We start from the raw sequence: 11,684 nt of genomic DNA, 5'->3' as shown, positions 1-11,684 counted from the left end.
ACGGCTACACCGTCTACACCTTGCGCGAGCCGCATGGGGTGACCGGCCATATCGTGCCGTGGAACTATCCGATGCAGATCGCCGGCCGCACGGTCGGCGCGGCGCTGGCGATGGGCAACGCCTGCGTGTTGAAGCCGGCGGAGGAAGCCTGCCTCACTTCGCTCGCGCTCGCCGATCTCGCCCGCGAGGCGGGCTTTCCGGACGGCGTCCTCAACGTCGTGCCCGGCCTCGGCGAGGAGGCGGGCGCGGCGCTCGCCGCCCATCCCGGCGTCCGTCATCTGTCGTTCACCGGATCGGTCGCCGTTGGAGCGCTGGTCCAGGCGGCCGCCGCCCGGCATGTCGCGCCGGTGACGCTGGAGCTCGGCGGGAAATCGCCGCAGCTCGTGTTCGCCGACGCCGATCTCGACCGCGCCCTCCCGTTCCTGGTCAATGCCGGGATCCAGAACGCCGGCCAGACCTGCTCGGCGGCCTCCCGCATTCTGGTTGAGCGCTCGCGCTACCCCGAAGTCGTCGAACGGATGGCCGAACGCTACGGCGCTTTGCGGGTCGGGCCGGCCGACGCCGACCTCGATGTCGGTCCGCTGATCTCCGCCCGACAGAAGACGGTCGTCGAGGGTTTTGTCGCCGCCAGCGCCGACCTGCAAATCGCGGCGAGAGGAAGAATCGTCGCGGACGCGCCGACCGGCGGCCACTATGTCGCGCCGGTCCTGTTCGCGGACGTCCCCCGGGACCACCGCCTTGCGCAGGACGAGATTTTTGGCCCCGTCCAGGTCGTCATCCCGTTCGAAGATGAGGCGGATGCGGTCTCGATCGCCAACGGAACAGGTTACGGGCTGGTCGCGGGCGTGTGGACGGGGGACGGGGGGCGACAGATGCGGCTCGTCAGGGCGTTGCGCGCCGGGCAGGTGTTCCTCAATAATTATGGAGCGGGTGGCGGAGTCGAACTGCCATTTGGCGGCGTCGGCAAGTCCGGCCATGGACGCGAGAAGGGTTTCGAGGCGCTGTACGGCTTCTCGGCGCTAAAAACCGTCGCAGCCTGGCACGGGTGACCGACATCATGCTTTCGCGCAAGTGGGCCCCGGCGTGTGCGGCGCTTATCCTGTCCGGCTGCGCGCTCGCGCCGGAATCGAAAACCTTTTATCTTTCCCGTGAAGACTGGACCGGGATCGCCCTTTCGGCGCGAGGAAAGCTGACGGTCGCCGACTCGGTCGCCGGCGCTGGTCCGAACACGATCACGATTTACGAAATCGGCGCGCTCGGAACGGCGCCGCGCGAGCGTTTGGATCGCATTCGGACTCAGGACGGGCGGGCTCGGGCGCTGACGGCCGCGCGGGAGCATCGCGGCGTCGCGCCCGCAAACATTGCGATCGAAGCGCGTGCGGCGGACGCCCCGGAGCCCCTGTGGCCGCCGCCGAAACCGCTTCTCGTCGTTGTCCGTTATTGAGATGGAATAAAGACCATGTCCCAAATTGTCGCGGTACTCAACGGGCCGAACCTCAACCTGCTCGGCAAGCGCCAACCGGAAATCTATGGCCGCGAGACGCTGGCCGACGTCGAAGCCGATTGCCGCCGAGTCGGCGCCGGGCTTGGGCTCGAAATCGAATTCCGGCAGAGCAACCGCGAATATGAGATCATCGACTGGATTCACGACGCGCGCGGGCGGACCGCCGGGATCGTCATCAATCCAGCCGCTTTCACCCATACGTCGGTCGCGATCCTTGACGCCCTGCACGCCTTCGAGGGGCCGATCATCGAGGTGCACATCTCGAACGTGCACAAGCGCGAAGAATTCCGCCATCACTCCTACGTGTCCGCCGTCGCCTCCGGCGTCATCGTGGGGTGTGGAACCCAAGGCTATGCGCTGGCGCTCCAGCGAATCGCGACTTTGATCGGGACGAAGGAGGGAGCCTAAAAAGATGCGGCGCTCCAAGCCGGAGCGCCGAAAAGCTTTCTCGGAAGATCGGTCGGCGAGGGTTCTGGGAGCCCATGCGCCCTCGCCGCCTCATGCAGGCGTTACGCCGCCTCTTCGATTTCCGGGTCGGGAACCTCCGCCGCCGCGGCTTTCGGCTGCCGGCTTTGGGTCTTCTGAAGCTGCGCTTCGATCGCCTTCAAAGCGTCGATTTCATTCGACTTCTGAACGGCGGCGATCTCACGAACCATTCTATCGAGCGCGGCCTCATACAACTGGCGCTCCGAATACGACTGCTCGGGCTGCGCTTCGGACCGGTAAAGGTCCCGGACCACTTCCGCAATCGCGGTGATGTCCCCGGAGTTGATCTTGGTCTCGTACTCCTGCGCCCGTCGCGACCACATCGTCCGTTTGATGCGCGCCCGGCCGCTCAGGATGTCCAAAGACCGTTTTGCGGTCTCCGGATCCGAGATCTTCCGCATTCCGACGCCGACGACTTTCGACGTCGGCACCCTCAGCGTCATTTTGTCTTTCGAGAAGCTGATCACGAACAACTCCAGCCTGAAGCCCGCGACTTCCTGTTCCTCGATCGCCACGATCTGCCCGACGCCGTGAGCCGGATAGACGACGAACTCGTTCAATTTGAAACCCTGTCGCTGGGCCGCCGCTTTAGCGGGTTTCGCCGGAGCCCCCAATTCTTCTCGGGGAGCGGGCCTTTGCCGGCCGCCCGGCGGTATTGTCGCTTTGACTGCAGCTGCCTCCACCGCCTTCACTCCCGCAACCGTAGATACGTCAATCTTTTCGGCCTTCAACGCTGGCTCCTCGATTACCGGGGCTTGAATCTTGATCTTTTGCGGGATTTTTGCCTGCAATTTCACATCCACCACGTTTCCGGTCGATTGGTCATCGACGGCAAGACTAGTTCTTTCGCGGTTCAAGTTCTTCGTCGCTCCGCCTGTTGGGGTTGCCTTGCCGCCCGAGAGTGTTTCCTTGGGCTTCTTCGCCCGTTCGACCCGCTTGTCGTTTTTGCCAGTCACCGGCTGCTTACGGCCCGAACGCGTCGCCCGGGCGCTCTTACCAGGCGGCTGTCGTGACTTGCTCGCGGCCTTGCCTGCTCTCGCGGGCGTCGGGCGACTGGTTTTTTTCGTTCGCTTTTCAGTGGGGACGACTTTTGTTCGAACGCTTTTCGAGGGGCCCTTTTTTGTTGACTTCTTACGCGCCGCCATCGTCCAACACTCCACCCACGAGCCCCACCACGCGCGTCCGGGATTCCGCGCCAGCTCAGTCTCTTAAAACAGCTACGCTGCTTCAGCCTCGGCGACTTCGGTCCCAGGATGATCTGCGCGACACACCTTTCCGTGAGCTAAGCTACGTTTAGCACAATTCTATCGAAATTTCAAAGGCCATGAACAACAATATTAATCTGTGCGATGAGCGCCCGGAATGGAACTTTCGCTAACGTCGGCCGCCCGAGCCCCAATTCAGTCGCCTTGCCCTGGTTCAGAGGAAAAGAAGTCGGCAAATTTATTCGGCTTCCCGTCAAATTCTTTCGCATCGCTCGGAGGTTCATGTTTAGAGGTAATGTTCGGCCAAACCTTCGAATATTCAGAGTTCAAGGTCAGCCATGTGCTCAGACCTCGCTCTGTATCGGGCTTAATCGCCTCCGCGGGGCATTCGGGCTCGCACACACCACAGTCTATACATTCGTCCGGATGTATGACCAGCATGTTTGCGCCCTCGTAGAAGCAGTCAACAGGACACACTTCCACGCAATCCATGTATTTGCACTTGATGCAATTCTCAACAACGACATAGGTCATTGGTAGGCCTCGTTTTAAATTGCTCAATTCAGGAGTTTCAATCGCCCATCTCATTTCGACACGTTTTATCGCCGATGGGTCGTCGAATCGCCCATGTTCGTCGCGTTCAACTGCGTTTCTTGCTCTCCGATTCGAGAATTGAGCGTAACTCCATGAGCTTTGCGAATGGCGACATCGGATCAATCGCCAGTTTTCTATCTCCGCCAGAGCGCCCCACAGATGGCGAGCGTCCCTCCTGCTTGTCCTCGGGCATATGCCTTCTCTTCGCGTCCCAGTCTTTTCGTCGTATTGCACGATGAGGCGACTTCTCAGTCGCCGAGTCGCGACCGTCTTTGGCCACGAGGGGCTCCGCGGGTTGCTGGTAGGCAGGAGCAAGTCCGGCCGGGATTTTGGGCGCTTCGTGCGGCTGAACCCGTTGCTCCCGCGGAACCGGAAACTTCCGGCGCGCTTGCCGGGCCGGCCTCGGATGATCGGGCGTGGGCGCCCGGGCGAACCGCCACACGGTAATCGTCTCATCTTCTGCGGCAGCGAGCGACTCCGGTTCTGCGGGCGCGGGCGACTCCGCTTCTACGGCAGCCGGCGACTCCGCCTCCGCGGCCGCATGCGACTCCGCCGATTCAACTGCCGCCGCTGGTTGAGACGTCGGCGTGAAGTCGCCTTCCGGAACGATCAGGCTCTCGGTCGACTCCTCGGCGGGCAAGGTTACGGGGTCGGTCATCGGCGAGTCGTCGCAACCGACGGGATGATCCTTCGGTTCGAGTGCGGCGGCGCTTGTCGCGGGCAGAGCGACAGCGTCGTCCGATGGCGACGGGACGGCCCCGGACGGGAGGTCCGGCGAAGTCGCTGCAGCCGGACATGCGTCATCGCTAGTTGTGGCCGCTGACTCCTCGGACGCCGGACCGGGGGTTTCGCCTGCGGGCGACGGGGCGGCCGGCCACACGATCTCGCTTCGACGAACGGTCAGGCTTTCGAAGCCCAACGATTTCAGAATCGACGCGAAGCTTTCTCCCGAACAGCCGGTCAAGGACGTCATCTGGCCGGCGATCAGGAACGCCGACGGACCGGAGTCCGCCGCACCGACGATCCGCAAAGTCGACGCAGCGCGGATCATGTCGGCCAGGCGTTCAACGATGTCAACGCGCACAACTCGCTCGCCGCATCGTCGGAAGCCGGCGACCCGATACACTTCACGGTCGACACGAGTATCCGGCGGCGCCGACGTCCGTCCGGACGAAGCCATGGGGATCAGTCCTTGCGCCGCCGCGCCGAGTTCTTCGTCCCCGTTCTTGAGGCACCACAACTGCAGCGCCAGAGCCCGGGACGCGGGTTTGAGCGCGGACGGGACATAAAGATAGTACGAGCCGAAGCGGACGCCGTGCCGTCGAAGGATGGCTCTCGCGTTCTGGTCGAGGCCACGGACAATGCCTCGGATAGGCTCTCGCTCCAAAACGCCCAATGCATTGGCGACCTTGGCCGCCAGATCCTGCACTTGCTGCCCGCCTTCCTGGATCCCCCGGAGCGAGAATAGCGGCCCGAGCAGCCGTTGGACCGTCGCGTTGAGCCATAGCTCGAGGCGCGTGGCGACCGTACGCCGCGCGTCCTCCGAAATGGCCTCGTCAACAAGAAGGATCGTCCGCGGCGCCAGTAGCTCGTCACCGGCCACAAGTTTAGCAACGGAATCGCCGAGCCATCGGATTGTTCCGTCGCTTGCGAGGACGATCGAGGAATCGACGGCCTGATGAAACCTGGCGGCGCGAACGTCCAGTTCGACCGTGAGCGCGCTCTGCCGCTCGGCGGGGCTCGAGGCGCTCTCATCGGAGGACTCGTCTCTTGCGCCGACGAATTGGAAACCGTGAAGCTTGGAAAACTCCGAGACCGGCTCACTATGCCCAGGAGGCAACCGTTCTTCGACGGACGTTGCGTCTCCGTCAATCACCATCTGGCTGCGCGCCTCACGTCAAGAAGAGGGAATGTGGGCAACGGCTCGGCAAGGTTCGAGCGCCGCACTCCTTAGCTGACCCGCACGCCGCTGCCAATAGTGAAGGAACCCGGAACCCGAGCCAGTCGTGGACGGCGTTCTGAGAAAGGCGTCTCCGCCCCCTTCGATCGGTGGTCAGAACATTGCGTAGAGCGGGAAATTCAGTCCTGCTGCACAAAGAACAACCCTCACCGCCTTTGCTTCCCAAGCAGGTCGAGCATCTCGGCTAGTCGAGAGCGCACTAAAGCCTGGTGATGAGACTGGAAGTGTCCAGCCGCCGGCCCCCCTTGGTTTGAATTTCGCTATAGAATTGATCGACGAGTGCGGTCACAGGAAGTGACGCGCCGTTGCGTCGCGCCTCGTCCAGACAGATCGCAAGGTCCTTGCGCATCCAGTCCACCGCAAACCCGAAATCGAACTTTCTTGCGATCATCGTTCCATGACGATGCTCCATCTGCCAGGACTGCGCCGCCCCCTTGGAAATCACTTCCACGACCAGATTGGGGTCAAGTCCCGCCAGCTCCGCGAACCGAAGGCCTTCCGAAAGCGCCTGCACCAGTCCCGCGATGCAGATCTGGTTCACCATCTTCGTTAGTTGTCCCGCGCCGACTGGCCCCATGAGCTGACAGGAACGCGCATACGCCTCGATGACCGGCTTCACCTGGGAGAACTGGTCACTTTCGCCTCCGCACATGACCGTCAGTTGTCCGTTCTCCGCCCCGGCCTGACCCCCAGAAACGGGCGCATCGATGAAGGCGCAACTTCTGCCTCTCGCCTCTCCACCGAGTTCGCGGGCGACATTCGCCGACGCCGTCGTGTGATCGACAAACAGCGCCCCCTGGCGCAGGCCCGCGAAGGCCCCGTTGTCCCCCAAAGTCACCGAGCGCAGGTCGTCGTCATTGCCGACGCAGGCGAAGACAAAGTCACGCTCCTCAGCCGCCTCTCGCGGAGTGGGGGCGCTCCGCCCGCCGAACGTCTGGACCCATTTCGCTGCAACCGACGCGGAACGATTGTAGACGACGATGTCGTGACCCGCACGGGCAAGATGCCCGGCCATTGGGAAACCCATCACGCCGAGGCCTATGAATGCGACTTTGCTCATCTTGAGGTCCCGCTCTTGGGTCGAACCGAGCCCGTGGCTCTCACTCGCGATTTTGTCGCGAACGACGCCTGAAAGAAAGGGCGCCGCTCAGTCGGGGAAGACCACCGTCTTGCCGTGGTTCAAGAGGACCCGGTCTTCGAGAACCTGGCCGAGCGCGCGGGCGAGCACGCGGCGCTCGATGTCGCGGCCCTTGCGCACCAGAACCTCGGGAGTGTCGCGGTGGCTGATCCGCTCGACGTCCTGCTCGATGATCGGTCCCTCGTCGAGGGCGGAGGTGACGAAATGCGCCGTGGCGCCGATCAGCTTCACCCCGCGCTCATGGGCCTGATGGTAGGGCTTTGCCCCCTTGAATCCCGGCAAGAAGGAATGGTGGATGTTGATGCAACGCCCTCTGAGCTTGGCGGTGAAGCCGTCCGACAGGATCTGCATGTAGCGCGCCAGCACGACCACGTCGGCCCTAGACGTTTTGATGATCTCCCACGCCTGAGCCTCCTGCTCCATCTTCGTCTCCTTGACGACCGGCAGGTAGTGGAAGGGGATGCCGTCGAAATCGATGTGGACGTAGGTCTCGCGCGGATAATTGGCGAGGATCGCGACCGGCTCCATCGGCAGTTCGCCGCTGCGCCAGCGATAGAGAAGATCGGCGAGGCAGTGGTCAAACTTCGACACCATCAGCGCCACGCGCTTGAGCGCGGCGGCGGGCCGCATGGACCAGGTCATGCCGAAGGAGCCGGCAAGCGCGGCGAAGCCCTCGCTGAGCGCCGCGACGTCGGCTTTTGGACTCGCGGGGTTGAACTCGACCCGCATGAAGAAAGTGCCGGTCAGCGTGTCGTCGAACTGCTGCGCGTCGAGGATGTTGAATCCACCGTCGAACAAGACCGCCGAGACTTTGGCGACGATGCCCGGCTTGTTGGCGCAGGACAGGGTTAGAATGTGACGCTCCGGGGGCATGAGGCCTACAACTCCTGTTCAATTCGTCGCTCGCGTCCCGGCGCCGGCGGGCATCGCCGCCGTCCAGCGGCGGCTTTGCGGGTCCCAACTCCGTTTCTCGCCTTTTCAAGGGGTTGCGGCGCCATTTACGATCCCGCCCGAGGCTCGAGCCCGAACCGGCGGACGTGTCATCCTGGCGCCGAAAAGGCGATTTCAAAGGGTTAGGCGCCAAAACCGGTCCAAAATCAACTGCCCAATAGGGCGCTTTGTCTCCGCCGCATGGCGCCAACGCGGCCTCGCCCTCCGGGTCTATTCGCGGCCCTGTTGAAAACAAGCCTACCAGATTTTTTGGAATTCAACAATAGATTACTACAATTTTGGATATCAGAATTCCTTCTCCAGCGCCCCAAAGGTCGGACGACCGGGACCGATCCCTTCCCGGCGTGAACGTATGCAAGCGTGGCCCGCATCCGTCTGCCCGAGTCGCGGAAGCGGACAGTTCATCGCGAGCATTTTGTTGTTAAAGCGAGAGATTGGTCCTTCGGATCCTCAATACTCGCGCTTGCGCTCTCGCCGCCTCGCGGGCAGACCGCGTTTTGAGGGGGACCAGGATCACCGATGAGCGAGGAGGCTTTCGATTACGTCATCGTCGGCGCCGGCTCGGCCGGGGCAGTGCTCGCCGATCGTCTGAGCGAGGACGGGAAAAGCACGGTCTGCGTGATCGAATACGGCGGATCCGACCGCGCTCTCGTCATCCGGATGCCGGCGGCGCTGTCGATCCCGATGAGCTCCACGAGCTACAACTGGGGTTACCGCACGGAACCCGAGCCGCATCTAAACGGCCGGCGTCTCGTTTGCCCGCGCGGCAAAGTCCTCGGCGGGTCGTCGTCGATCAACGGCCTCGTCTATGTGCGCGGGAACCCGCTCGACTTCGAGCGCTGGGTCGAAGAGGGCGCCAAGCGCTGGGGATACGCCGACGTGCTTCCCTACTTCCGCCGCGCCGAGACCTTTCGCGAAGGCGGCGACGAATATCGCGGCGACAGCGGGCCGCTCGTCACCTCGCGCGGCTTGAGGCGCAATCCGCTCTACCAAGCCTTCATCGAGGCCGGCCGGCAGGCGGGCTATCCCGTAAGCCGCGATCTCAACGGCGAGCAGCAGGAAGGGTTTGGCTGGTTTGACATGACGGTCAAGGACGGGGTGCGCTGCTCGACCGCCGTCGCCTATCTGCGGCCCGCGATGAAACGGCCGAATGTCGCGGTCATGACCCACGCCCTCGCAACGCGGATCGCTTTCGATGGCCGTCGCGCGACCGGAATCCATTACCGCCGCGGGAGCCGCGAGGGTTTCGTCCGAGCGCGGCGCGAGGTGATCGTGAGCGGCGGCCCGATCACGCGCCGCAGCTTTTGAAACTCTCCGGCGTCGGTCCGGCCGAGGAATTGCGGCCGCTCGGCATCGACGTGATCGCCGACCGGCCGGGCGTCGGCGAGAATCTGCAGGACCATCTCGAGTTCTATTTCCAGGTCGCCTCGAAGAAGCCGATCACGCTTTACGGCCACACGGGGCTCGTCGCTCGCGGCCTTGTCGGGCTGAACTGGCTGGCGCGGGGGCGAGGCCTCGGCGCCTCGAACCATTTCGAGGCCGGAGGATTCATCCGTTCGCGGGCCGGCGTTTGCTATCCGGACGTCCAGTTCCATTTCCTGCCGATGGCTGTCGCCTACGACGGGTCTTCGTATGCGAAGGAGCACGGCTTCCAGGCGCATGTCGGGCCGATGCGTTCGAAAAGTCGGGGCTGGGTGCGGCTCAGGTCTCGAGATCCGGCCGAAGCGCCCGCAATCCAGTTCAATTACATGAGCCATCCGGACGATTGGGACGACATGCGCGCCTGCGTGCGGCTGACCCGCGAGATCTTCGCCCAGCCCGCATTCGAGCCCTACCGCGGCCATGAGATCCGGCCTGGCGAGACTTGCGTGAGCGACGAGGCGATCGACGCTTTCGTCCGCGAGCATGTCGAAAGCGCCTATCATCCTTCCTGTACGTGCAAGATGGGCAGGCCAAGCGATCCGCTCGCCGTGGTCGATCCGGAGACGCGGGTCATCGGCGTCGAGGCCTTGCGCGTTGTCGACTCCTCGATCATGCCCTCGATCACGAACGGCAACCTCAACGCGCCGACGATCATGATCGGGGAAAAAGCCTCGGACATCATCCGCGGCCGCGCGCCGCTTCCCGCCTCGAATGCGCCCTACCACGTCGCGCCGGAGTGGAAGACGCGGCAGCGATAGCGGGGGCGCGGTAACTCCCCCGAAAGGCGACAATTTCCGCGACCTCGTCCCGAGGAGACCGAGACGCGTCGCCTGCGGCGTTGCTCGTCAGCGACGAGGGCGTGGGGAGATCCGCGCCTTGCTGGCAAAGCCTATTCGTCGCGCTCGCCGTCGAAAGACTCGATATGAAGTTCGCGCCCGGCGAGGATTTCCGCGTCGGCGCTTTGGCATTTCGGACATTCGAACCGGTAGTCAGGCAGCCCCCACTCGGTCCCACAGGCGTTGCAGCGCGCCCGCGCCGCGACCTCCTCGATGTCGAGCGGCGCCCCTTCGGCGATGGCGCCCTCGGCCAGGACCTCGAACGCGGCGCGAAGTTGCCGCGTCTCGAGGCCCCGCAAGCGCCCGATCTTGAGGCGGATCCGGGTAATGCGGGCGATCCCGTGCGCCTTCGCCCGCTCCTCGAGGATCGTCAGAAGCCCGTGCGCGACCGTCATCTCGTGCATGCGCGCCTCCCGACGGCCGCCCTGCGTCATTTTGTCCGCGCGAGGTGTCGGCCGGCCGACAGATTCCTTCGCGGCGACGCGCTAGTTCCCCTGTCCAAGGGTCAAAAGGCAAGCTCAAGGAAAGGACCCATGGGATGCTCGCGCATCTTCCGGCCGATTCGCTCGCGGCGTCCTCCGCGACCCTCGCCTGGATCGGCGCTCTGGTCCTTTTCGTCGGCGAGATTGCGGCGCTCCTCAGCCTGCCCAACCTCATCCGCGTCTTTGCGATCTCGACCGTCGCCGAGTTCGGCTACGTGCTCATCGGCTTCGGCGTCGGCGGCCCGGCCGGCGACACCGGCGCGCTGATGCACCTCGGCTTCCAGGCGGTGATGCGCGGACTCGTGCTCGCCGCCGGTTGGAGCCTCGTCCGCCGGACGGGCTCGGCCAGCCTCGAGGACCTCGCGGGCAGCGGCCGACGCATGCCGCTGGCCGCGGCCCTGTTCGGTTTCGGCGTCTTCTCGGTCATGGGCCTGTCGCCGTTCAAGGGCTCGTTCTCGAAGTTCATCGTCCTCTACGCCGCAATCGAGCGCGGGCTCTGGCCCGTCGCGCTCGTCGGAGTCGCCGCGACCATCGTCTCCGCCGTCTACACCATCCTCGTCGTGCAGCGCGTCTGCATCGAGCCGAAGCCGCGTGAGCGCGCGCTTCATCCTGCTCCGCGGCTCGCCATGCCGCTTGCCTATCCGCTCGCCGCGCTGACGATCGTCCTCAGCCTGTGGCCCGCGCCGTTCCTCGCATTCGCCGCCCGCCTCGCCGGCTTCCCCGGCGCCGAAGGCGTGCCGCAATTCGAGACTCCCTGGGCCCTTCCGGTGCTCGTTCCCTATGTCGGCGGATTCCTCGTCTACGCGATCGGCCGCGCCTCCGCGCCGGCGCGCGACGCGGCGGCGGCGCTGCTGGCGATCGCCACCGTCGCGGTCGTGGCGTTCGACGGAAGCCTCGATCCGGCGTCGCGCCTGTTCGCCCTTCTGTTCTCCGGCGTCGCGGCGCTGATGATCGTCTATTCGCTCGGCTACATCGGGCGCTCGGACACGGCGAACCGCTACTACTTCTTCGCCTTCCTGATGACCGGCTCGCTGATTGGCCTGACCACCGCTCACGAGCTCGGCAACTTCTATGTGTTCTGGGAGCTGATGACCTGGACGTCCTAC

The 11,684-nt window shown here is 64.1% G+C and carries 10 protein-coding genes and 1 pseudogene; 5 read left to right on the top strand and 6 right to left on the bottom strand.

What is annotated here, in order from left to right; genetic code table 11:
- From ACLP25_RS25025 to aroQ, 3 genes are all read left to right on the top strand, one after another.
- On the top strand, positions 1-1,049 hold a 1,049-nt coding region (locus tag ACLP25_RS25025; RefSeq protein ID WP_442471826.1), incomplete at its 5' end, for an aldehyde dehydrogenase family protein.
- Complete coding sequence (locus ACLP25_RS25020; RefSeq protein ID WP_442471825.1) at positions 1,046-1,444, top strand: hypothetical protein; 399 nt, start codon at positions 1,046-1,048, stop codon at positions 1,442-1,444. The genes ACLP25_RS25025 and ACLP25_RS25020, both read left to right, overlap by 4 nt.
- A 15-nt stretch (positions 1,445-1,459) precedes the next feature.
- Positions 1,460-1,912: a type II 3-dehydroquinate dehydratase gene (aroQ, locus tag ACLP25_RS25015; RefSeq protein ID WP_442471824.1), complete on the top strand. Its 453-nt coding sequence runs from the start codon at positions 1,460-1,462 to the stop codon at positions 1,910-1,912.
- Between the two features lie 101 nt (positions 1,913-2,013).
- Here the strand turns inward: aroQ and ACLP25_RS25010 are convergent, their stop codons facing one another.
- The 5 genes from ACLP25_RS25010 to purU all read right to left on the bottom strand — a co-directional run bounded on the left by ACLP25_RS25010 (position 2,014) and on the right by purU (position 7,760).
- Positions 2,014-3,135: a CarD family transcriptional regulator gene (locus ACLP25_RS25010; RefSeq protein ID WP_442471823.1), complete on the bottom strand. Its 1,122-nt coding sequence runs from the start codon at positions 3,133-3,135 to the stop codon at positions 2,014-2,016.
- A gap of 255 nt (positions 3,136-3,390) precedes the next feature.
- Positions 3,391-3,729, bottom strand: a complete 339-nt coding sequence (gene fdxA, locus ACLP25_RS25005) for a ferredoxin FdxA (RefSeq protein ID WP_442471822.1) — start codon at positions 3,727-3,729, stop codon at positions 3,391-3,393.
- A 106-nt stretch (positions 3,730-3,835) separates the two neighbouring features.
- Entirely contained in the window at positions 3,836-5,668 is a 1,833-nt protein-coding gene (locus ACLP25_RS25000; RefSeq protein WP_442471821.1) for a hypothetical protein, read from the bottom strand.
- 280 nt (positions 5,669-5,948) lie between these two features.
- On the bottom strand, positions 5,949-6,860 hold the full coding sequence (locus tag ACLP25_RS24995) for an NAD(P)-dependent oxidoreductase (RefSeq protein WP_442471827.1): 912 nt from the start codon (positions 6,858-6,860) through the stop codon (positions 5,949-5,951).
- Positions 6,861-6,896: 36 nt separating this feature from the next.
- On the bottom strand, positions 6,897-7,760 hold the full coding sequence (gene purU / locus ACLP25_RS24990; RefSeq protein ID WP_442471820.1) for a formyltetrahydrofolate deformylase: 864 nt from the start codon (positions 7,758-7,760) through the stop codon (positions 6,897-6,899).
- A gap of 597 nt (positions 7,761-8,357) precedes the next feature.
- Between purU and betA the strand changes: the two are divergent.
- Positions 8,358-10,018 (top strand): annotated as a pseudogene (gene betA / locus ACLP25_RS24985) (choline dehydrogenase).
- A 131-nt stretch (positions 10,019-10,149) separates the two neighbouring features.
- On the opposite strand, the gene hypA reads toward betA, so the two are convergent.
- Positions 10,150-10,500 carry a hydrogenase maturation nickel metallochaperone HypA gene (gene hypA, locus ACLP25_RS24980; RefSeq protein ID WP_442471819.1) on the bottom strand — a complete coding sequence of 117 codons (351 nt, stop codon included), beginning with the start codon at positions 10,498-10,500 and terminating at the stop codon, positions 10,150-10,152.
- Between the two features lie 134 nt (positions 10,501-10,634).
- On the opposite strand from hypA, the gene ACLP25_RS24975 reads away from it, so the two are divergent.
- On the top strand, positions 10,635-11,684 hold a 1,050-nt coding region (locus ACLP25_RS24975), incomplete at its 3' end, for a proton-conducting transporter transmembrane domain-containing protein (protein WP_442471818.1).

Origin of the sequence: Roseiarcus sp. (assembly GCF_052145395.1) — a bacterium.
GTDB lineage: Bacteria > Pseudomonadota > Alphaproteobacteria > Rhizobiales > Beijerinckiaceae > Roseiarcus.
The sequence above is the reverse complement of the archived record's forward strand: the minus strand, read 5'-3'. Positions and strand labels throughout refer to the sequence as shown.

Coding starts and splice junctions, on each gene's coding strand:
- ACLP25_RS25000 (WP_442471821.1), bottom strand. CDS start 5,668: ATGGTGATTGACGGAGACGCAACGTCCGTCGAAGAACGGTTGCCTCCT.
- ACLP25_RS25010 (WP_442471823.1), bottom strand. CDS start 3,135: ATGGCGGCGCGTAAGAAGTCAACAAAAAAGGGCCCCTCGAAAAGCGTT.
- purU (WP_442471820.1), bottom strand. CDS start 7,760: ATGCCCCCGGAGCGTCACATTCTAACCCTGTCCTGCGCCAACAAGCCG.
- fdxA (WP_442471822.1), bottom strand. CDS start 3,729: ATGACCTATGTCGTTGTTGAGAATTGCATCAAGTGCAAATACATGGAT.
- aroQ (WP_442471824.1), top strand. CDS start 1,460: ATGTCCCAAATTGTCGCGGTACTCAACGGGCCGAACCTCAACCTGCTC.
- hypA (WP_442471819.1), bottom strand. CDS start 10,500: ATGCACGAGATGACGGTCGCGCACGGGCTTCTGACGATCCTCGAGGAG.